Genomic DNA, 21,799 nt, shown 5'->3' on the forward strand with positions numbered 1-21,799 from the left:
GTCAGTATCGTTGCAATCAATGATCTGAGAAATGGGGGAATAGTATAGGACCCGGCGATCTGACAAAGCCAGGGGGGGGATGGAGGCTGAGGGGTTGGCAATAAGCGCTGGACGCGAGAACTCTGGTCGTCGCAGGCGAGTCAGAGTTTCGGGCTTTGGCTCACACCCGGCATATGAGATTCCTTCATGAACCAGGCCACAGCTTCGGTACGTCGTTTTACATGGAGCTTGTCGAAGATATTGGCCAGGTAGTTCTTGATGGTTTTATCGCTCAAGCGCAGTTGGACGGCAATTTCCTTGTTGGTTTTGCCTTCTGCCAAAAGCGGTAGGATTAAGCGTTCCTGTGGAGAAAGCCGAGAGACTCCCTGTGACGAGACTCCCAAGTGTGAGCTGGTCCGAATCCAATGCAGCGCTTGCTGTGTCACTCGGGGGTCGAGATAGCCCTGACCCGAGGCGACGGTACGAATAGCCCGAATTAGGTCGTCCATGCGAACGTCTTTGAGTACATAGCCATGGGCCCCGTTCTGGACGGCAGCCATGACAGTCGTGTCCTCAGCGTAACTTGTCAGAATAAGAATTCGCAGTTTTGGTGAAACGGCCAGCAAACGGCGGATGGCTTCCGTGACCGTCGCATCGGGAAGTTTCACGTCGAGCAAGACCATCTGAGGCATCAGTCGCTCGACAAGGCCCACACCGCTGGCGACGGTTGCAGCCTCACCCACGATTGCTAGGTCTGCCTCGAGATGTAGCAGGGCGCGCAATCCTCGGCGGACCATTTCATGATCGTCGATGAGTACGATACTGGTTTGTGGTTGTTTCATATAGATGTCAGTAAGGGTTCCAATGAAAATTCTGCCGTGATCTGCGTGCCTTTCCCGGTCCTAGACTGAACACGTAACATCCCGCCGAGTTTCTTGGCGCGTGTCTCCATGTTGGTCAGTCCGTACCCACGTGACGACCCTGAAGCCGGAGAAAAGCCGATCCCGTCGTCTTGAATGCTGACTCGGATTCTTGTGTCCTTCATACGAATCGAGACCATGGCTTGGGTTGCGTGGGCATGGCGGGCACAGTTGCTGAGTGCCTCGCGAACGATATTGAGAATTTCTCGCTCTTCTTCGTGGGTAAGCATCTCAATGGCGTGGCGCTGAAGATCTAACTTCACATCCAGGTGTCCTGCTTGCTCGTAGGTCCCCTGGAGCGAGGTGAGTTCAGAGGAGAGGTCAAATTCCCGTACGCTGTCAGACTCCAGTTCGTGGATCATACTTCGGATCTCATGGATGAGTCGATTGACTTGCTCGATAACCGGCGCATGAGACATATAGGGTTCCGTATCACTAGTATGCCTAAGTCTATGGGATGATTCAATAGTGAGTCCAAGGGCATACAGTGATTGTAATATGGAGTCATGTAGATCACGCCCAATACGGGTACGATCTTCCAATAGTTGGTGTAAGCGTTGCTCCCTTGCCTTGAACACAGTCGTTAATTCTCCAGCACACGGTTCCAATTCATTCATCCCCAAGGATCTAGGAGACGGACGAGCAGATTTGGCCTGTGAGACCATCGACGTAGCCAGGCGCCCTCCTTTTAGCAGCTGGAACTGGGCTTTTTTTTCGATCACGACCCCTCCTTGTAGTTCACCGCTGACAGTATTCAGTTGTTTGTAGCTCTAGCCCTAGCGCACTGACCTGAGGTTTACACCTTTAGACTGCAGACGTCACCTGGCGGGTCCGCCAGGTGACGTCTGGTACCAGAGGTGAAACCATCCGCCTCCTTCATGGGGCGATCAGCCCTGTCTTCAAACGCAAACAGACTAGTCCAAAGGGAGGCAGCTATGACCATTCTCGTTGATCGAGCAGTACACAGCATTGTATTCACCGAGGGGGATCTTATCGTAAAGACCATTGAGGCGAAGGATGAGATGGTCAAAGCGTATCAATTGCGACATCGTGTTTTTGCCGAACGGCTGAAGTGGGTTCCAGAGCGAACGGACCGACTTGAAGCAGATGTCTACGATGCGTGGAGTACGTCGATCGGGGTATTCAACCACAGAAAAGATTTGCTCGGATTAGTTCGTATGACTCATGCACCGGTTCCATTCATGCTGGAAAGCGAATTCAGTGCCTGTCTAGTGGGACGACATCAGGTTCGCAAGGAGACTGATACAGCTGAGATCACCAGGCTGGCCATTGATCCGGAGATTGCTGATCGCGGCCTTTCGGCTCGGCTCATGAAAACTGTGTTTAAAGGTATGTATCACTGGTGCCTTCAGCATGAGATTCGGTACACCTATATGGTGGTGGAACATAGGCTGCTCAAGGTCGTTCAACGAATGGGATGGCCATGCCGGCCGATTGGAGAGCCGGTGGCATTGCCACCAGCTCACGTCCTTTCTATTGGGGGCTTATTGGATCTGGATGAATTTCGCCTTCAAGCGGAGAGCACCCGTCCGGACATGCTTGAGTGGCTCACAACCACCACACCGATTCTCCATTCGGCAGAGGGGCAATCATCAGCGGAGAACAATATGGCGGGATACAGTGAATTCGTGAAGGATCGGCAACTTGTCCGCGCGGCATAGTCAAAACTGACCTGCACAGGATACCGGCATCCGGCCTACTTCCTGCCAGGAGACAAAGAGATGTCTACATGGCAGATGGCAGACCGTGAATCGCTGGCAGACCATGTTCGATGGCGGTTGCGACAGCCTGGGAACGGGATGTTACCTGGAGCTTCGAGAAAATACTCTCGATGTGGAACCGCACGGTTCGCTCGGTGACTCCTAGAATTTTCCCAATCTCCCAATTGGTTTTCCCGTTTTTCATCCAGTTGAGGATCGTCACTTCTCGGGATGAAAGTTCTTTGACGCAGCGTTCGGTTGAGGGCATCGATTTTGGGGCAGTTCTCAGAAGGGCTAAATGGATATAGTAGCCCAGGTACTCCACAAGTGGAACCAATCGTTTGGCATCAAGCGACTCATCGCTGGCGAATGAGCAGAACGTCGCAACCCCGCAGGCCTGATCAACGGAGCCGGTGGTGATCCCGTCACAGAGACCGAATTGGCGGGCGGTGGAGATGAATTCCTGTTCCTTCTCGGAAGACATGTTTTGGTAGATCGCTTGCCAATGCTGAGTACCGGGAGATTTTAAGGCGGACTGAAACACCGGATCGACATCGGCAAATCCGTTTTTCCAGTACATATATAGCCATTCGTCAGGATAACTCGCGTTGACAACATTCCCGAATCCCGCAAATGTCCGGTTGGGTCCAAGCCGAACCAGCCCTCCTAAGGCCTTCGTGAACGAGAAATAATTCTGGAATCGAACAAGGACATCTCGTACGTGCTCAGGGGTCTCCGCGTGCATGACATAATGCAGAATCTCGATGACGTGCTGACATTCAGCATTTGAGAGATTGGCGAATGTAGTGCGTGAAAAGGGCAACGGAGCGTGTGCGTGTGACATACGGTGAGTCTCCTGGGCTGTGGACGATATAAGCAGGTACCCTAATCTAGCCCGAACGCGATGAGAAGCACAAGAGCGACATATGAGGCAATTGATAGGGCCCATTGTCCCTACCTGGATAGGTCAGGCCAGGCTTACTATCCCCACGGGAGGAAGGTATCACTTAGCTGGATTACCGACCCTTCAGACAACGGTGCTTTCAAAAATCAGTTTGCCACATATGCGTACGTATCGTATCTGGTGCATGAATAGTATCCTGGCAGTCTACTCGCTGATGCTTGTTGCTCCAACAGATAGCCATGCGCAGGCATTTCGTTTTCAACCTCAAGGCGCACGCGCGGCTGGGCAGGGGAATGCATTCGCAGCGGAGGCTAATGACCCTTCCGCCATCCATTACAATCCAGCGGGGCTGACTCAGGTTGAAGGGATTCAAAGTGTATGGGGCTTTAATGCGGTTGGAGGATCGGTTAGGTACAAGAGTCCGACGGGGCTCGACAGCCGTGGCGATTTACATGGCAGTGTGAGCTGGCCTCCTCCAAGCAACTTTTACCTCAGTGCGAATCTGGGGGCCATGGGCGCCTCTAGGCTCTCGTCGGTGACCGTTGGAGTCGGTGTCACTTCGCCATTTGGGTTGAATACTCGCTATCCCGTCGACGGACCTTTTAATACGGCCGTGACGTCGGTGGCTCTCCCGTTAATCAATATCAAGCCCACGATCGCATACAAGGTCAATGATTACCTGTCAGTAGGCCTCAGTGCTGATATCTACACCTTCGCGAGTTTTCTTGGCGAGGGACATGTGGAACAGAAGCAAATCAGCGCCGGAACCTTTGGTATTCCAGCCGGTGATTCCATAGAAGTAAACGGCAAAGGAACTGGGGCGGGTGTCACCGCCAGCCTGCTTATGACTCCCCTGAGAAATGGGAGTGGGCACCCGGTTCTATCCATCGGATTGGTCTATCGTAGCCAGGCTGTGGTTCCTCTGAACGGGTCGTTCCTCGTGAACGGTGCCAAAGTGGCTGATGCCTCCACCGATCTGGTGTTGCCTCAGATCTTTACCGGGGCCGTCGCTCTCTGGCCGATACGTACTCGTGAAAGTGAGTGGAAGGTGGAGTTGGACGTCGAATATGTGGGCTGGAGTTTGTTGAGACATCTTGATGTACGATTGTCCAATGGGGCGAGGATCCCTCAGCCACAGCAGTTTAAAAACGTTCCGGTGATTGCCATCGGCACTGAGTATAAATGGTTGCATCCACACTGGTTGCCCGACTGGGAGGTTGCCGTTCGGTCCGGGTATACACGCACCGAGGATCCTGTCCCTAATCAAACCTTTAACCCCGGTGGAATATCATTGTCGTCCAACATGCTGTCGCTGGGTGTCGGGTTTCTCTGCCAGGGCGCAGGACGATTTCTGGGCCTGATCCCTTGCAGTGGAGACTCAGCTTTCTGGCCAAAAGGTATTGGAGTCGATCTGGCATATCAGGAATGGTTTTATGACTCAAAAACCGTTGTCGGCAACTTGAATCCAAGCGTGAACGGGACCTACCATGCGTTTGTGCACCTGGGAACGTTCAGTTTTCGGTATCTCTTCTAGCGGTCTGCTGAAAAACTCGCTTGATACCAATCGGATGGTTGCAATGTTCTGTGCGGTGTAGGCACTCACATCCTGTCAGGATGCTCAAAAAGGTTGTCCAGCAAGGACGCAGCGAGTGAAGAGGTCATTCGGTGCAGTGGGCCTCGGCGCGGTGTGAGAACGTCTCGGCGGCACGTGAGTATTTTGCTGACAAGTGGCCCGGGACGGATACCGATCAATTGCCGAGTGTCTTGCGGAGATTGGCCATGGTTTCCATATTCAATCCAGCCTCCCGTAGAGCTTCGTCGCTGGCAGAGGCTAGTTGTTCGAGGCTGCCGAATCGCTCTAAAAGTCGATCGCGGCGTATTTCACCGATTCCGATGACGTGATCAAGTTTGGAGCTGACCAGCGCTTTACTGCGTAGCTTTCGATGGAAGGTGATTGCAAAGCGATGGGCTTCATCGCGGATGCGTTGGAGCAGGTGAGTGGAGGGAGATTGCGGTTTGAGGGCGATAGGATTTTTCCTCCCTGCGAGAAAAATACGCTCTTCCTTTTCGCCGCGGGCCTTCGCCAATCCGAGGATCGGTAAGCTCTGTTGTCCAACCGTTTTGAGCCCCTCGAGCGCCGCCGCCAGTTGTCCTAACCCGCCGTCGATAAGAATCAGATCGGGCTGGGGCAGGTTCTCTTCCCGCCCATATCGACGTGTGACCACTTCCTTCATACTGGCAAAGTCGTTGGCACCGACGACGGTTTGGATCTTGAACCGTCGATAGTCCGATTTCTTCATCTGTCCGTCTTCCCAGACGACCATCGATGCGACCGATTGGTTGCCCATGGTATTGGAAATGTCGAATCCTTCAATGCGACGCGGAGCCTGATCGAGTCGTAGCATCCGCTTCAGTTCCTCACCGGCTTGTCGGTCAAGTTCTTCGTCACGTAAGTGGTTGGCCACAGCCGCGGCCGCATTTTCCTCGGCTAAGAGGACGAGTTGATGTTTGGTGCCTCGCTCGGGCGAGCAAACACGAACCGGTTCGCCTCGCTTTTCGGAAAGCCATTGTTGAATCAATGTCGTGTCTTCGAGGTCGGTTGGGATGAGCAGTTCTCTCGGAGGTTGCCCATCCTTGTTATAAAATTGTTCGATGGCTGAGCGAACGAGCTCCTCGTCCGAGGCATCAGCCGACTCAGGCCAGAAGAAATCTTTCCGTCCGATCAGCAAGCCGCCGCGCACGAACAGAATCTGAAGGTCGACGGCGGCGCCTTGTCTGGATAGGCCGATCACATCTTGATCAACGGCTGAGGTCTGCGTGATCCGTTGCTTCTCCAGCATCCGTTCGATCTTAAAGAGACGATCCCGTAACCGTGCGGCTTCCTCGAATTCCTCCCGGTCTGCTGCGGCCTCCATCCGAGTCCGAAGATCATCCAGCAACTCGTGGTCTCGGCCTTCCAGAAACTGACGGACCTGTTTGACGATCTGATGATATTCGGTTGTTGTCTGATTCCCTGTGCAGGGCGCCATGCATCGTTTGATTTCAAACTCGATACAGGCGCGGTCGGCCGTTCCGTTGATATCGATCGTGCAGGTGGCGAGCGGAAAGACGTGCTTGATGACTTTCAAGGTCTCTCGCAGGGCGTTGGCCGGGGTATAGGGGCCATAGTAGAGCGCCCCGTCTTTTTGCACGCGGCGTACGATCGACAGTCGAGGAAAGTCATCCTTGATCGGCAGCCGCACGTAGGGATACTGCTTGTCGTCCCGCAGCACAACGTTGAACCGGGGTTTGTGGCGCTTGACTAGATTGCTTTCGAGAATCAGCGCTTCGAGCTCGGATCGCGTCACGATCGTTTCCAGGTCGGCCACCTGATCAACGAGCAAGCTGGTCTTGGGGCTGTGGTCGGCACTCTTCTGGAAATACGATCGGACACGGTCGGCGAGTACTGCAGCTTTCCCGATATAAATGATGTCTTGGTGCTCGTTCTTGAACAGGTAGCAGCCGGGACTCTCTGGTAGATGGGCGAGTTTGGATTGTAAATCCGATGAGAGAACCATCAGCTATCAGCCTTCAGGTAGGAGAAACAATAGGATGATCTTGGACATTGTACGGCGTGAAGAGGGCATGAGCAATGTAGAGACGGCGATTAGGCTGACAGCGGTTAGTTCCGTGCGTACTACTTCAGCGAGCGGACAAACGATGGACTCAACGTGCCACGGGCCACCTCGGCAACAGGGCCTTTCATGGTGAGACTAAAGTCAGGAGCCACCTCGATATTCAGCGTGCCGCCGGGCATCTTTACCGTCACAGGACTCTTCACCAGCCCGAGACGTACCGCTACGCTCGCTGCCGCGCAAGATGATGAACCGGAGGCCTGTGTTTCTCCGGCCCCACGTTCCCAAATCAGAATGAAGATTTCTTTGGGCCCGGTTGGAACGGCCAGTTGCACGTTGGTTCGTTTGGGAAACAGTTTGTGGTTTTCAAGAGCCGGCCCAAGTGCCAAGAGCTCCTCGCGCGACCAGGATTCGCCCGCCGGCTTGAAGACAACGCAATGGGGGTTTCCGACGCTCACGCCGGTAAAAGTCAGTGGAATTCCAGCTGCTTCAATCGGCTGCTGAATCAACTCTGGGACGGCAAGCGAACAGGGGAGCGCCTCGGGCTTAAATGTGGCCACTCCCATCTCAACCGTGGCAGCACCGGCATCACCGTGTCGATCGACATGCAGGTCAATGCTGACTAACCCTCCTTTGGTTTCGACCGTGAAACGCTTTTTCTTCGTTTTGCAGGTCGCATGGAGGTACCGGGCGAAAATGCGCAGTCCATTCCCTGACTTCTCGGCCTCGCTACCGTCCGGATTAAAGATGCGGAGGCCAAAATTCGCCTTTTTTGAGGGGACCAGGGCTAAGATCCCATCGCTGCCGAGCCCCCAGTTGCGGTCACAGATCGCTTTGATAGTCTTCGGCGTCAACTTGAACGTCAGCTCTTTGGGGTCCATCACAACATAATCGTTACCCAACCCGTGTCCACGGAAAAATCCGTTCTTCATTTCTGTAATCCTCCAGATATGTCAATCGGCATGGGGCATCCGAAGGAGAGAAGGTACTGCGGGGAGAGCCATGTCGTCAATGTGGACAAGAGATTGAAGGTTAGCCGTTTGAAGAGTTCTTCGGGCTAGACGATGTCCACACCTGCTGGCCGTTCGATCAGCTCAATCTCATAGCCGTCCGGGGCGTCGATAAAGATGAAGCGACTCCCGGAGGAGGATTTCGTTGGACCATCAGTGATCTTGACCCCCTGCGTTGTGAGTGCGCCGATTGTTTCATCAAGACTCTCGACTTGAAAGGCCAGGTGAACCAGGTCTTCTTGTACCCTCACTGGTCCGCTTGGGGGGAAGCTGGTCAGTTCGATCAGTTCGTCGCTGTTGGGTACTTTCAAGAAGGCCAGTTGAGATCCACGTGGAGAGGTTTTTCGCTCAAGAACCTCAAGCCCCAACACAGTTGTGTAGAACCGGATGGTCTCATCCAAATCGCTGACGCGCATTCTTGTATGGAGTAATTTGGCGACCTTCATGCCCTCATTCCTTTCGCGGCTGTTGAAAGAAGATCCCGATCGCCGGACTCGTAGAAAACATAGCCACTGTATATAGCTTTCTGTTAATCAATGTAGACTCTTGAATAGGTCTTCCTTGATTTCATTCATGCCGTGAGTAATCCATGCACGCCGAGCCCAGCGAGTACCGATATTAATAAATTCATGTGAAGACTATCCACTTGGCCTTGCGCGCTGAACAGTCTCCGTGATGTCTGCCGTATACGACCTAGTTCAAATCGTCGGACTTGTTCCTTGAAAATTGAGTGAAACAAATCCGGACCCTACGAGCCCATTCTACTTACAAAGCTCGCCGGAATAGCGCAGCACAACTTTGCCCGCACCGATGTCGAACAATCCGACGCTTTGAAAACGGCCTTTGTAGCCGCCGAAAGACCCACTTGACTCAAGCACATCATAGGCGATTTCAAGCATGTACGTCTTGTGTTTTCCAGGGATCGCTGTCAGCGTGGCGGTATCAGCAGTATGTAGCATGCCACCCGCCGCTGTGAAGAAGTAATGTTCCAAATCCATGGTCAGACCGGTTGAGGTTTCTTTCTGCGCTTTAATTCGGGCACGAGCGCCACCACTGAGTGCGCCACTCAACGACGCGACCAAATTGCTCTCATCGATCGCACTGCCCAAACCAGTGCCACCAATTGCGAGGCAGTCAGCATACGCTATTTGAACTCCGACACCGTTGCCCGAAAACAGAATCGCTAAGAGAATTGCGCCCAAAGTGTAGTTCATTATATAGGTTCCTTTCGTACGACTTTGTAAATGGTTCGTCACTCAGTAGGGGGCAGCTTGTCCAGCTAACACAGCGCCGATCTCGCTGTTTGTGTAAGCGTGTCCGTTGATTCCCCATAGGCCGTCAACGGCATAGGTCACGTTACCCCAAATGCGATCTTTGCTGATTGTTCCGGAAGCAGCTTCCAGGACGATTTCGGTGGCGCGTTGAATCCAGGCCAACTGAAGATCGCGGGTGGGCAGCACAATCGATGGAACTTTCAGTTCAAAGATCACGATAGCGGTGGGCTTCCCTCCAGAAAAGGTGCGTCCTTTTGGAATGATCGTTATCTCTCCAATAACGTTCGGTTTCATAAACGTACTTTTGGACAGACCGTTGAGTTCGAGTAAGAGGTCTGTGAGTTTGGTAAAGATCTCCTGTTCGGCTGATGCGGAAAGGACACCCTCGCTGGCAATGACTTGGATCGGCATAATGCACTCCTTCTTAGTGAATGTTGTTATGATGCTGCCCATTGCTCATGGAATAACGATCGTTATATATTGACCGTGTCGCACGGTAATATAGCGAACGTTATATTGTCAACCATAAAATAACGACCGTTATAAGTATGAGGGAATCATGGTGAAAAAACAGGGCCGAAAGGAAGAGACGAGACGTCGGATGTTGCAGGCGGCGAGCCAGAGCTTTCGATCTCATGGGTTTGTCGGAATTGGAGTGGATGGTATCGCAAGGATGGCAGGCGTCACATCAGGGGCATTTTACGCACACTTCGGGTCGAAGGAAGCTGCATTCAATGTTGCGTTGGATGTTGGGCTAGAGGAGGTCATCGAGGGAATTCCTAAATTTCAAAGAGATTTCGGAGGGCAATGGACCAAGGCGTTTGCGGACTATTACCTTGGTCAATCGCATCGAGAGAATCTCGCCTGTGGATGTGCATTGACTACCCTTTCTCCCGAAGTCGTGCGCGCAAGTTCTCAAACACACGCGGCCTTTGAGGAGAAGATAGGAAAGATTGCCGATCTTATTGCCGCGGGTCTCGATCAAGGTTCAGGAGAAGAGCGTCGTGCACGGGCCTGGGCGATGCTCGGCATTTTGATTGGAGGACTTACAATCGCACGAGCGGTGCAGACATCCAAAGCCTCCGAGGAGATTTCAGCGGCAATCCGTACTGCCGCGGTGCAGGCGGCGGGTGTTGCGCGAAAAATATACCCCCAAAAGTCAGTGGTTAAAGAAAAGAAGTAAGCCGACAGCACGATATTGCATTCTTTTTGATACGACTCTGTGTTGTCCCAGACGGCTAATAGCTATGAGTTTGGCTCTCTGGCTGGTCCCGCTGTTTTCCGGAGGAGTATCTCGGCACTCCCGGGTATCAAAAAGTTCGGCATGGGGCCGATTTCTTGGTAGCCCTGTTTCTTGTAAAATGCCCTAGCTGGTTCATTGAAGTCCGACACACAAGCAAACAGATTCCTGGTTCTTTGAAACACGAGAGTCTCGATGTGCTGCAACAGCTGACTGCCGGTTCCCCTCTGTCGGGCCCAGACGGCCACACCTAAGAGTTCAAGGTAATCACCCAAGAGAAACTTCTGCTTGACGATCGCGACGCCGGCCACTTGTCCCTCAAATTCAGCGACATAGCAATCCCGCCCTTGAGGCAGCGGGCAAAAGATACGACTCCAATCGTCCGCTCCATAGCCAAGGCGGTTCCAGGGTTCAGAATCACTCAATAGTTGAATGACCGGTTTTCGATCATCCGGCACCATGGTTCTGATGGTCGAAGTCGTCATGGGGTCCGGGAAGTACAATCCAATAGTTCGCTCACGGTCATCGGGCGAAGGTTCTTGGCCGGGAGAATCTCACGTGTAAGGTGCTCGATCACCTGTCGAGTCTGCTTACCTTTTCCATTGGCATGAAACACGATGACGCTGCCGGGTTTTGTCCGCTTGGTGACTCTTGCCAAAATACTGTCAGCGGAAAGGGTCGGGTCTGGGTCTCCTGACTCGATATTCCACTGAATAAACTGCAGGCCAAGCAGCTTGACCACAGCGACCGTCACATCATTGTACTCCCCGTACGGTGGGCGAAAGAGTGTGGCGTCATGGCCATAGCGCGCCTGCAGCAGTTTCACGGGGCCAAGAATCTCTGCACGTTGTTCGTCGGCATCGTGCATGGGAAGGTGAGCGTGCACCTCACCATGGGTCCCAACTTCAAAAAAGTCGAGACCCAGCAGCTGTCCCACTTCCGCATCATGTTTGGCCATCCACTTACCGGACATAAAGAAGGTGGCTGGGATGCGATGGGTAATCAGATAGTCCATTAACGGCTGATCATACCCGGATCCTTTACGCACGGGACAGAGATCAAACGTCAGGGCCACACCGGGACAGTTTGGTGGACCAGAAGTGATGACTTGGGCAAAGGTGGGGGACGGAGGCATCAGTTCAAAGGCTATGAGGGAGATCAAGAATAGCAGTGCAGGTGTTCGAACGAGTCGATGCATGAGGGCTAGTATACATGAACCCAGAGAGAAGATTGACCCCTTCCCCGTTCCACTGTTACGGTGTGCGGTATGCAGATGCGTTCGTGGGAAATCGGCCGAGCGTTGGGCATTCCCATTCGAATCCATCCATCCTGGTTTCTTGTATTTCTCCTCGCCACGTGGACGCTCTCAACAGACTACCTGCCGGAGACCCTCCCCGGACTCAGTCCTGGTCGCTATTGGGTGATGGGAGCCGTCGCGGCGGTGCTTCTCTTTCTGTCCGTCCTTCTGCATGAACTGGGACATTCCTACGTCGCACTGTACTACCGGATTCCGATTGAGCAGATCACGTTGTTTCTCTTTGGCGGGGTCGCGCACATGCGCCAGGAGGCCCCGTCTCCCAAGGCAGAGTTTCTCATTGCGATCGCTGGACCGATCGTCAGTTTCGTGATCAGCGGGGGCTGCTTGGCGATTGTCGCTCTGGCTGAGGCGATTCAACAGGAACAGGCGCTCCGTGGGGTAGTCATGCTCGGGCTGTTGCTGGGAATGGGGAATCTTCAGCTCGGAGTGTTCAATTTGATTCCCGGGTTTCCGTTGGACGGAGGTCGAATCCTGCGTGCCGGCCTGTGGGCTTGGGGAAAAGATTATTATCGCGCGACGAAACAAGCGGCAGGGGCAGGCCTTGGGTTTGGTGTAATCTTTGTGCTGTGGGGGCTGCTGCGCATCCAGCAAGCGGCAACCGGTGAGCTGGATGCGTCGATGGTCTGGACGGGAGGATGGCTGGCACTGATCGGTATCTTTCTCTACATCGCGGCGCTGGCGAGCCGACGACAAGCGACGTTGCGGCACTCCATTTCAACAACCCGGATTCAAGACATGATGGTGACGACGGTTGTGTCGATTCCAGCCCAAACCACGCTTGATGAGGCGGTCAACCGGTATTTCCAGGCCTATGGTTACGGGGGATTTCCTGTGGTTGAAGATCGGCGTCTGGTCGGACTTGTGACCGTACCCGACATTCAGTCTGTGCCGGCGGAGACCTGGTCCTGGCGTCGGGTTGATCAAGTGATGCGTCCATTTTCAGAATCGATGGTCATTTCGCCTGAAGTTCCAGCGATTCAAGCGATGGGGCGCATGGCTCGTGAGGGATGGGATCAACTCATCGTCGTGCAGGATGGAGAAATTGTCGGACTCGTGACACAATCAGCCCTTGTGCATTTTCTGCAGCTTCGTAGCCACCCCATCCGTTGAATTGCGGCATTCACCTTAGACTATTGTTATCGCAGCATTTCCATCATCGTCATCAACCGGTGGCGATGGCCAGGCAATCTGTTTCAGATTGTGCGCAATGATGCCACCGAAGAGCAGGAGCCCTGCAGAATAATAGACCCAGAGCAACAAAAGCACGATCTCGAGCAACGATCCATAGAGTCGCGCATAGACCGTCGCAAAATCTCCATAATTGACGAACAAGAGCTTGGCTGCAACCCACAGCAAACCGAATGTGAGGGCGCCGGCCATGGCATCCCTCCATCGTGGACGACGTCGAGGTACAAGACGGTAGAGCAGGCTGACCGCCAGGAATGCAAGACCAAAAGGGAGGGTGTAGGTCAGATGAAATTCGTGGGCGGCTAAGGCGACAAGATCCAATCCCCAGAGCCGAGGTGCATAGGCCGTCAAAAAGGCAATGGCTTGAGTGGCCACATAGGACGTGAAGAGTAACAGGCCGGTGGATCCCAGCAGCGCGATGGAAATTGCAGTGGAAATAAGCGGGTGGCGCTTTTGCGTGCTCTGAAACACGACATTCAGCGCATAATCGAGCTCGTAGAACACAAGTCCACCAAACCAGAAGAATGACAGCAGCACGATCCACCGGACGCTTTCCAATGAACTGATCCGATGGAGTTCTTGCGCCAATCGTTCCCCTAAGGAAGGCAGAAACCCTTTGAGAAAACTCAGCATGAACTGCTCGCCGATCACGTTCTGACTTACAAGGAACCCGATCCCATACAAGAGGAGAAAGACGAGGGGAAACAATGAGAGCAGCGAGAAAAAGGCCAAGGCTGCCGCGAGGCTGGGGCATCCTTGACGTAAAAACGATGTGACCGCCTCACTCAGGAAGCGAACGACAGGCATACGATCCTTACCGGCAAATAGTCAGAGTCTGGATGGCCTTACTTCAGCGTCAACACGGCTTGCTGGGCCAGATTGACGAGTGGGTTGGGGTAGATACCGAAGACCACCACCCCAGCGACTGCACAGGCTAGCACAATGGAAAGGGTTGGGGACATCACCAAGCGCGGGACAGGGTCCGTTCCATCAATAGGATCTCGCATGTACATGACCATGACGACCCGAAGATAGTAATAGGCTGAGATTGCCGCAAACAGGAGGGCAATGGCCGCCAGCCAGGCCATGCCGGCTTCCACGGCGGATCTGAAGACGTACAATTTTCCGATAAAACCCGCAGTCGGGGGAATCCCCGCAAGGGAAACCATGAAGACCATCATCAGCAGTGCCGGGATAGGATGACGTTTGGCCAAGCCAGTGAAGTCCTCGATCTCTTCACCTTCAATCGTGCCTTTGCGCAGCATCGCGACAATGGCGAATGCGCCGAACGTCATGAACGTGTACAGGGCAATATAGAGCAGAACGCTGGCAATGCCGGACGAGGGCTCTGTGCGTCCAGCGGAGACGACACCGATCATGGCATAGCCGGCGTGTGCGATGCTTGAATAGGCCAGCATCCGTTTGATGTTTGTCTGGACCAGAGCAACGACGTTGCCCGTAACAAGGGTGGCAAGACAGAGCAAGAGGAAGATGGCGGACCAATCGGCTTTGACTCCGCCCAACCCGTCCACAAACACACGGAGGAATGCGCCGAAGCTGGCGGCTTTGGATCCCACAGCCATGAACGCCGTGACCGAAGTTGGAGCGCCCTGATAGACGTCCGGTGTCCACATATGAAACGGAACGACGGCCAGTTTGAATGCGAACCCCACCGCCAACAGGATCGTTGCAAATAACAGCAACGGATCGGTGAACCCCTGGGTCGCAATTGCCGAGGCAATCGCCGGCAGTTTCGTACTGCCGGTCGCTCCGTAGAGGAGAGAAATGCCGTAGAGGAGAATGCCGGAGGAAAATGCGCCCAAGACGAAGTATTTCGCCGATGCTTCGAGGGAGCGAGGTTCATTCCGTTTGAGACCTGCCAGGACATACAGGGAGAGCGACATCAATTCCGTACCAAGATAGATCGTCAACAAGTCGGCGGCGGAGACCATCACCATCATGCCGCACAGCGAGAGCAATATGAAGCCATAATACTCACCGAAATACAGCCGCTCTTCTTTGAGATAGGAGTAGGACAGTAGGACTGTGAGTCCCGTCACAAAGTACAACAGCAGTTTCCAGAATGCTCCAAAGGCATCGATGACGACAAGGCCACTAAATATTGAGGCATGCGTTCCCATTTGGGACGCCGTCAGGCCCATGCAAATGGCGAGTGTTCCTAGGCTCACCCATACCAGGCTATCCTTATCGGATGGTCGTAGCACTGGGTCGAGCACAAGCACGACACAGGCGGCCGTGATGACCAGTAGCTCGGGCAGGACGAGGAGGAGATCTGCTGCAGAAAAGGTCATGGGCGTTTCCCCTGCGTTTCCGTAAGCGGCAGGTTGCCGATGGGATTAACGGTTGAGGCATGGACTACGTCGAGCGTCGAGAGCAGGTCGTCTTTCTGCAAGGGCGTTGTCTGCTCGAGACCAGCTCGAATGGAACTCTGGCGAGGGGAGGAGGGTGCAACGCGAGCGATGACTTGCTCGACGCTTGTGTGCATCCGGCTGAGGAGAGGGTTGGGAAAGATCCCAATTACGAAGATCAGGACCGCCAGAGGTAACAACGTCGCCATTTCTCGTTGGTTCAAGTCGGAAAGTTTGTGAAGCATGTGAGGGGCCGGTGTGCCAAACGCGACTCGCTGAACCATCCACAATAAATATGCGGCGGCCAGAATGATGCCGAGTGAGGCGAAGGCTGTTGCCACTTTGCTCCAGAGAAACGTACCGACGAGAACCATGAATTCTCCAACGAAACTGTTGGTTCCGGGAAGTCCCAGTGAGGAGAGTGCAAAAATCACCAGAAAGATCGCATATCGAGGCATCGGCTTGGTCAATCCGATGTTATCGGAAATTTGCCGGCTATGGGTACGCTCGTAAATCATCCCGACACAGAGAAAGAGTCCGCCGGTCGTGATGCCGTGATTCACCATCTGTAGGATAGCACCCTCGATACCTTGGATATTGAACATAAACAGGCCAAGGGTGATGAATCCCATATGGCTGACGCTCGAATAGGCAATCAGCTTTTTGAGATCAGACTGGGCCAGCGCCATGTAGGCCCCGTAGATGATCGCCACAATCGACAGGACGACCATGAGGGGGGTGAAGAGGCGTGAGGCATCCGGTAGCATCGGCAGGCTAAAGCGTACAAAGCCATAGGTACCCATCTTGAGCAGCACACTGGCGAGGATCACGCTGCCGGCAGTGGGGGCCTCCACGTGTGCGTCGGGCAGCCAGGTATGGAAGGGGAACATCGGGACCTTCACGGCAAACGCGGCAAAGAAGGCAAGAAACAGCCCTGTTTGAAGAGAGAGGGCATAGGTTTGCCGGCTCAGGGCAAGAATATCGAACGTATGGCCACCCTGGAAATACAGCACCAAGATCGCGACCAACAGCAAGACGCTTCCGGCAAGCGTGTAGAGGAAGAACTTGATCGCGGCATACAGGCGATTCGGCCCACCCCACACTCCGATCAGGAGGTACATGGGGATCAGCATCGCCTCCCAAAACACGTAGAACAAGACGAAGTCGAGTGCTGCGAACACGCCGATCATGGCGCCTTCCATGATGAGCAACACCGCCATGAAACTCCGGAGCCTGGTTTCGATGGCATGCCATGAAATCAAGACGCAGAGGGGCATGAGGATGGTCGTCATGAGAACCAACGGCAGGCTGATTCCATCCAAGCCGAGACGGTAATTGATGGACAGCGACGGGATCCATGCTGCTGATTCTAGGAATTGCATCTCACCGGAAGTGGCGTCGAATAGCCACCACAGTGGGAGAGAGATCAGGAGATCGGTAATCGTCACGGAGAGCGCAGTGAGCCGGACAGAGGTATCTTTCACGACAAAGAGAGCTGCCGCTCCCAGCAAGGGAAGGATGATCAATGCGGTTAACCAAGGAAAACCAGTCATCAGGGTTTCAATCCATCACATATCTAGTACAGTGTGTCAAAGGTACAACGTTACTCATGCGTTTCAGAGCAGCAGATAGGCCGTGATGATCACGATGCCCATTGCCATCGCCAATGCATAATGTTGGGTTTGTCCGCTCTGGATCAACCGTAAAATCCATCCGCCCCACCGGATCGTTCGCGCGACTCCGTTGACCGCACCGTCGATGATTGCGACATCGACTCGTTTCCAGAGTGCCGAAGCTACGATGCACGTGGGTCGGACGAACAGACGGTCGTAGGCTTCATCGACATACCACTTGTTCAACGAAGCCTGGTACAGACTGCTCCACTGCTGAGCCAGGCGATTCGGGAGCTCCGGCTTGAGCACATAGGCGTAGTAGGCCGTGCCAATGCCGATCAATCCAAGAACTGTGGCTGTCATCATGATGATGCCGCCGGCTTTCCCGTGGTGCTCCACCGGGTGCTGATCGGTGGCGAAAACCGGTTCGAGAAATGAGGGAATGCCAAGATAACCGGTGGCGATACTAAAAAATGCCAGAATCAAGAGTGGAGTTGTCATCGTCTTCGAGGGCTCATGGATATGGCCTGCGTGATGGGGATCGACATGGGACTCGCCCCAAAAGGTGATAAACACCAGCCGGAAGCTGTAGAACGCGGTCAAGAGAGCCGTAAGCAAGCCCGCAATTGCCAGGATCTGCCCAAGATTGCCAGCAGACCAAGCCGCGACCAAGATCTCGTCCTTGCTGAAGAACCCAGCCGTGAGGGGGAATCCAGCGAGAGCCAGGGACCCAACCACAAACGTCCAATAGGTCGTCGGCAACTGATTTTTAAGGCCACCCATGTGGCGGATGTCCTGCTCGTGGTGGAGTGCGATAATGACCGATCCACAACCGAGGAACAACAACGCCTTAAACGCTCCATGCGTGAGGAGATGGTACATGCCGGAGGCGTACGCTCCGAGTCCGCAGGCCATGACCATGTACCCAAGCTGGCTGACTGTCGAATAGGCGACGACACGTTTGATATCGGTTTGCGTCAACGCGATGGTCGCACCAAGGAGCATGGTGAGCCCTCCGGTGACCGCGACAACGTTCATGGCGGTCGGAGAGAGGTTATAGATCGGTGCTAGACGAGCGACCATGAATACGCCGGCCGTGACCATGGTCGCCGCATGAATGAGGGCTGAGATCGGGGTCGGGCCTTCCATGGCATCGGGTAGCCAGACGTGAAGAGGCACCTGTGCCGATTTTCCTACCGCTCCGGTGAAGAGCAAGAGCGCGATCATTGTGAACAAGGAAACTTCCCATGTGCCACCCAGAGGGCCAAGGAGGTTCATCGTCAGACCACTTGCATCATGAAGGGCCGGAAAGATGTCAAGATAGTTCAGAGAGCCGAAGTGGTACCAGACCAGGAGCAGGCCCAGCAGGAATCCAAAATCTCCGACACGATTGACGAGAAACGCTTTGGTTGCCGCTGCGCAAGCTGACGCACGTTCGTACCAATGACCAATCAAAAGGTAGGAGCAGAGGCCGACAGCCTCCCAAAATATAAATAATTGCAGGAGGTTGTCCGCCAATACCAGCATGAGCATGGAGAAGGTAAACAGTGCGATATAGCTGAAGAAACGGGCATAACCTGACTCCCCATGCATGTAGCCGATCGTATAGATGTGCACAAGGGAGCTGACTCCGGTGACCAGGAGCAACATGACGGCGGTTAGTCTGTCGATGTAGATGCCGATATGGATGTCAAGATGGCCTGAGGTCAGCCAGGTATAGAGGGGGACGGAAATGACTGAACCGGAAGCCACTTGGATAAAGGCTGACAGCGCCAGCACCAGCGACAAGAGCACCGCCGGGACCGCGATCACATGGGCGTTCTCTTTGAACCGTGACCCGGCCAGTCCAAGGATCAGGAACGCGGCGAGAGGAAGAAATGGAATCAGTGCGTAGAGCATCAGCGTCGGGTTCTCGTTATTCGTCGTTCGTGAAGCGGCATGGGGCCAAAGGGTTGGACAATTCTACGGCTCCCGGCAAAAAACCATGTAGGCTCCACGAGTAACGATCTCTTTACCATTTCAGTAAATTGAATTCTTCAATATTGATGGTGGACCGCGAACGATGTAGGGCGATGATGATCGCCAACCCCACGGCTACCTCCGCAGCAGCAACGGTCAGGGCAAAGAAGACGAACACCTGTCCAGCCAGGTCTCGAAAATAATCGGAGAATGCGACGAAGTTAATATTCGTGGCATTCAGCATCAGTTCAACTGAGAGCAAGATCGCGATGATGTTGCGACGAATGAGTACGCCGACGATTCCCGTCAGGAAGACGATCCCGCTCAAAAGAAGATAGTAAGAGATGGGGATGGTCATTCGGCAGCCTTCGTTCGAACCATGGGGCTGGGATTGTCCTGTTCGCCGATCTCTCGCTTCGCGAGGACGATCGCACCGATCATGGCGACTAAGAGCACCAAGGAGGCAACCTCGAACGGGAAGAGGTAGGTTGAAAACAGTGTTTGCCCGATGGCTAACGTATTATCCGGAGCAATGGTCTTCGCTGATGAGGCGACGGCAGCCCGGGTCCCGGTCGTACTTGTCTCTGCCCCACCGGAGAGGAGGACCATGACTTCGATCAGCAAGGGAACGCAGACGAATCCTGCGATCCGCCATTGACTGTGATAACGGTCGTCTTGTTTGACGTTCAGGATCATGACGACGAACAAATACAGCACAAGAATCGCACCGGCATAGACGATAATTTGCACGGCGGCCAAAAACTCGGCGTGAAGGGTAATGAACAGCCCGGCGACGTGGAAAAACATGACGAGGAGAGACAGGGCGCTGTAGACGGGATTCTTCAAAGCCACGACGAGAACGGACGCGGCGATAATCATGCCGGCGAAATATACAAAAAAGAGTTGCGACATCTGACGGTTCCTGTGTTCGAAGTCGACTGGCTCGGACTAGCACACGGATGCTGCAGCCATTGGTCTGCCGATACGTAATTCCTTGGTTCAGTTCGGCTTTGGCGGTACGTGGCTGAACGCTACGTTAAAGAACGCCACGTTTGGATGCTGAAGTTCCAAGCGTTTCTCACGAACTGGAAACGAGCGGTCTCCGATGGCGAGCAACTGTTGTTTATTTAAGTGGAGTTGGCGCTTATCGTACACCGCCCATTCAAACTCTCGAGTCATCCCAAGTGCATCGACGGGACAGGCATCCACGCACATCCCGCAGAACAAGCACCGGGTCATATCCATGTAATATTCTTTTGAATAGCGCTTCGTAGGCTCACCCGGCACTTCCGCGCTGACCACCCGGATGACACGGGAGGGACAAGCTGCCTCACAGAGATCGCACCCCACACATTTCTCCGTTCCGTCATCGTAGCGGAGCAGAGCGAGCATGCCGCGATAGTTGTCCGGTAGTGTGCGTTTCTCGTGAGGATACTGCAATGTCACCGGACGGTAATTGATGAGGTGCGAAAGTGTCGCCTTCATGCCGACGAGGATTTCGTAAAACGTAATCGTCTTGAACCATTCGGAGAGGCTCAGGCGCTTGGTCGTAGGCGTGGTTCTCATCATCATGGCTCCGTACGCTAGATCCGTTGATAGATAAACACGGCGATGGCCGTCACAACGATGTTGGCCAGCGCAATGGGTAACATCACCTTCCAGCCGAATCGCATCAGCTGATCGTAGCGCAGTCTCGGCAACGTCGCTCTGAGCCAGAAAAATAGGAACAAGAGTGAGTAGGTTTTTACCGCGAACCACATGGTGCTTTCGATCCACGACCAGGATGACAAGCCGACAAGTTCCATCAAGGTTCCTGGATAGGGTGCGTGCCAACCACCGAGAAACAGGGCTGACGCCACACAGGATACGAGCACCATATTGGCGTATTCGGCGAGGAAGAAAAAGGCGAACCGCAGCCCGCTATATTCGGTGAAAAACCCTGCCACCAGCTCGCTCTCTGCCTCAGGTAAGTCGAATGGTACGCGGTTCGTTTCAGCGACGACCGAAATCACGTAGACAACGAAGGCAAAGATTTGCGGGGCCGGCATGGCGAAGATGTGCCAATTCCAAAACCAGCCGGCCTGGGCATCAGTAATTGTTACGAGACTGAGCGAGCCGGCTAAAATCAATACACCGACAATCGCCAGTCCCACGTTGAGCTCATAGCTGATCACCTGTGCGGCCGATCGGAGGCCCCCCAATAAGGAGTATTTGCTGTTGGAGGCCCATCCGCCAAGAATGATGCCGTAGGCAGCGAGTGAGGCGAAGGCTAAGACGTAGAGGATCCCGATATTAATGTCGCTGATGACGAACGGTTTTATCGAGATCCCATTGATCTCAAACGTCCAGTTGGGTCCCCAGGGAATGACGGCGAATCCGATAAACGTCGGGATTAAGCAGAGGATCGGCGCCATGGTAAAGATGAACTTGTTGGCGCCGGCTGGTACGATATCCTCCTTAAAAAACAGTTTGATGGCATCCGCAAACGGCTGAAGAATGCCGTAGGGACCGACTTCCATCGGGCCCATGCGATCCTGCATCCATCCTAAGACTTTTCGTTCCGCCAAGGTGAGGATGAGCACCGTAATAACCACGATGCACATGACCGCACCGATTTGAGTCAGGGAAATAGCAAGACGTAATCCGAATTCAGTCACCATTGGGACTCCTCGATTCGCATAGTCGCAGTA

Annotated in this window: 22 protein-coding genes; 4 read left to right on the forward strand and 18 right to left on the reverse strand. The window is 53.9% G+C overall.

Annotation, left to right across the window (positions count from 1 at the left end; translation table 11 throughout):
* Positions 1-140: 140 nt before the first annotated feature.
* On the reverse strand, positions 141-821 hold the full coding sequence (locus COMA1_RS07415; protein WP_090745966.1) for a response regulator: 681 nt from the start codon (positions 819-821) through the stop codon (positions 141-143).
* Positions 818-1,564, reverse strand: a complete 747-nt coding sequence (locus COMA1_RS07420; protein ID WP_342672690.1) for a sensor histidine kinase — start codon at positions 1,562-1,564, stop codon at positions 818-820. The genes COMA1_RS07415 and COMA1_RS07420 overlap by 4 nt, the downstream gene beginning before the upstream one ends.
* A gap of 270 nt (positions 1,565-1,834) precedes the next feature.
* Between COMA1_RS07420 and COMA1_RS07425 the strand changes: the two genes are divergently transcribed.
* A complete protein-coding gene (locus COMA1_RS07425; RefSeq protein WP_176697915.1) occupies positions 1,835-2,581 on the forward strand; it encodes an acyl-homoserine-lactone synthase in 747 nt (248 codons plus the stop codon).
* Between the two features lie 64 nt (positions 2,582-2,645).
* On the opposite strand, the gene COMA1_RS07430 is transcribed toward COMA1_RS07425, so the two are convergent.
* Positions 2,646-3,464: a helix-turn-helix transcriptional regulator gene (locus COMA1_RS07430; protein WP_176697916.1), complete on the reverse strand. Its 819-nt coding sequence runs from the start codon at positions 3,462-3,464 to the stop codon at positions 2,646-2,648.
* A gap of 244 nt (positions 3,465-3,708) precedes the next feature.
* On the opposite strand from COMA1_RS07430, the gene COMA1_RS07435 reads away from it, so the two are divergent.
* A complete protein-coding gene (locus tag COMA1_RS07435; protein WP_176697917.1) occupies positions 3,709-5,058 on the forward strand; it encodes an OmpP1/FadL family transporter in 1,350 nt (449 codons plus the stop codon).
* 214 nt (positions 5,059-5,272) lie between these two features.
* Here COMA1_RS07435 and uvrC read toward each other — a convergent pair whose 3' ends face one another.
* The 5 genes from uvrC to COMA1_RS07460 form a co-directional block, all read right to left on the reverse strand.
* Positions 5,273-7,081: an excinuclease ABC subunit UvrC gene (gene uvrC, locus COMA1_RS07440; protein ID WP_090745982.1), complete on the reverse strand. Its 1,809-nt coding sequence runs from the start codon at positions 7,079-7,081 to the stop codon at positions 5,273-5,275.
* A 119-nt stretch (positions 7,082-7,200) separates the two neighbouring features.
* A complete protein-coding gene (gene dapF, locus COMA1_RS07445; RefSeq protein ID WP_090745984.1) occupies positions 7,201-8,070 on the reverse strand; it encodes a diaminopimelate epimerase in 870 nt (289 codons plus the stop codon).
* Between the two features lie 125 nt (positions 8,071-8,195).
* Positions 8,196-8,594: a VOC family protein gene (locus COMA1_RS07450; RefSeq protein WP_090745988.1), complete on the reverse strand. Its 399-nt coding sequence runs from the start codon at positions 8,592-8,594 to the stop codon at positions 8,196-8,198.
* Between the two features lie 315 nt (positions 8,595-8,909).
* A complete protein-coding gene (locus COMA1_RS07455) occupies positions 8,910-9,362 on the reverse strand; it encodes a hypothetical protein (RefSeq protein WP_090745991.1) in 453 nt (150 codons plus the stop codon).
* 42 nt (positions 9,363-9,404) lie between these two features.
* The gene (locus COMA1_RS07460; protein ID WP_090745995.1) at positions 9,405-9,833 is read right to left on the reverse strand and encodes a hypothetical protein; all 429 of its coding nucleotides are present in this window, start codon (positions 9,831-9,833) and stop codon (positions 9,405-9,407) included.
* A 148-nt stretch (positions 9,834-9,981) separates the two neighbouring features.
* Between COMA1_RS07460 and COMA1_RS07465 the strand changes: the two genes are divergently transcribed.
* Complete coding sequence (locus COMA1_RS07465) at positions 9,982-10,605, forward strand: TetR/AcrR family transcriptional regulator (protein WP_090745997.1); 624 nt, start codon at positions 9,982-9,984, stop codon at positions 10,603-10,605.
* A gap of 62 nt (positions 10,606-10,667) precedes the next feature.
* Here the strand turns inward: COMA1_RS07465 and COMA1_RS07470 are convergent, their stop codons facing one another.
* Complete coding sequence (locus tag COMA1_RS07470) at positions 10,668-11,147, reverse strand: GNAT family N-acetyltransferase (protein WP_090746000.1); 480 nt, start codon at positions 11,145-11,147, stop codon at positions 10,668-10,670.
* Positions 11,144-11,860 carry a polysaccharide deacetylase family protein gene (locus COMA1_RS07475; protein ID WP_176697918.1) on the reverse strand — a complete coding sequence of 239 codons (717 nt, stop codon included), beginning with the start codon at positions 11,858-11,860 and terminating at the stop codon, positions 11,144-11,146. Before COMA1_RS07475 ends, COMA1_RS07470 begins: the two co-directional genes overlap by 4 nt.
* Before the next feature lie 69 nt (positions 11,861-11,929).
* On the opposite strand from COMA1_RS07475, the gene COMA1_RS07480 reads away from it, so the two are divergent.
* Complete coding sequence (locus COMA1_RS07480; protein ID WP_090746003.1) at positions 11,930-13,090, forward strand: site-2 protease family protein; 1,161 nt, start codon at positions 11,930-11,932, stop codon at positions 13,088-13,090.
* Positions 13,091-13,105: 15 nt separating this feature from the next.
* Here COMA1_RS07480 and COMA1_RS07485 read toward each other — a convergent pair whose 3' ends face one another.
* The 8 genes from COMA1_RS07485 to nuoH form a co-directional block, all read right to left on the reverse strand.
* Positions 13,106-13,975: a YihY/virulence factor BrkB family protein gene (locus COMA1_RS07485; RefSeq protein ID WP_090746009.1), complete on the reverse strand. Its 870-nt coding sequence runs from the start codon at positions 13,973-13,975 to the stop codon at positions 13,106-13,108.
* 38 nt (positions 13,976-14,013) lie between these two features.
* A complete protein-coding gene (locus COMA1_RS07490) occupies positions 14,014-15,480 on the reverse strand; it encodes an NADH-quinone oxidoreductase subunit N (protein ID WP_090746011.1) in 1,467 nt (488 codons plus the stop codon).
* Positions 15,477-17,090 carry an NADH-quinone oxidoreductase subunit M gene (locus COMA1_RS07495; RefSeq protein WP_090746014.1) on the reverse strand — a complete coding sequence of 538 codons (1,614 nt, stop codon included), beginning with the start codon at positions 17,088-17,090 and terminating at the stop codon, positions 15,477-15,479. The genes COMA1_RS07490 and COMA1_RS07495 overlap by 4 nt, the downstream gene beginning before the upstream one ends.
* Positions 17,091-17,153: 63 nt before the next feature.
* Positions 17,154-19,049: an NADH-quinone oxidoreductase subunit L gene (gene nuoL, locus COMA1_RS07500; RefSeq protein WP_090746017.1), complete on the reverse strand. Its 1,896-nt coding sequence runs from the start codon at positions 19,047-19,049 to the stop codon at positions 17,154-17,156.
* 112 nt (positions 19,050-19,161) lie between these two features.
* Positions 19,162-19,467, reverse strand: a complete 306-nt coding sequence (nuoK, locus tag COMA1_RS07505; protein ID WP_090746020.1) for an NADH-quinone oxidoreductase subunit NuoK — start codon at positions 19,465-19,467, stop codon at positions 19,162-19,164.
* Entirely contained in the window at positions 19,464-20,021 is a 558-nt protein-coding gene (locus tag COMA1_RS07510) for an NADH-quinone oxidoreductase subunit J family protein (RefSeq protein WP_090746023.1), read from the reverse strand. The genes nuoK and COMA1_RS07510 overlap by 4 nt, the downstream gene beginning before the upstream one ends.
* An 87-nt stretch (positions 20,022-20,108) precedes the next feature.
* The gene (gene nuoI / locus COMA1_RS07515; protein ID WP_090746026.1) at positions 20,109-20,681 is read right to left on the reverse strand and encodes an NADH-quinone oxidoreductase subunit NuoI; all 573 of its coding nucleotides are present in this window, start codon (positions 20,679-20,681) and stop codon (positions 20,109-20,111) included.
* Between the two features lie 11 nt (positions 20,682-20,692).
* Positions 20,693-21,769, reverse strand: a complete 1,077-nt coding sequence (gene nuoH / locus COMA1_RS07520; protein ID WP_090746030.1) for an NADH-quinone oxidoreductase subunit NuoH — start codon at positions 21,767-21,769, stop codon at positions 20,693-20,695.
* Positions 21,770-21,799 lie beyond the last annotated feature (30 nt).

The organism is Candidatus Nitrospira nitrosa, assembly GCF_001458735.1.
Taxonomy (GTDB): domain Bacteria; phylum Nitrospirota; class Nitrospiria; order Nitrospirales; family Nitrospiraceae; genus Nitrospira_D; species Nitrospira_D nitrosa.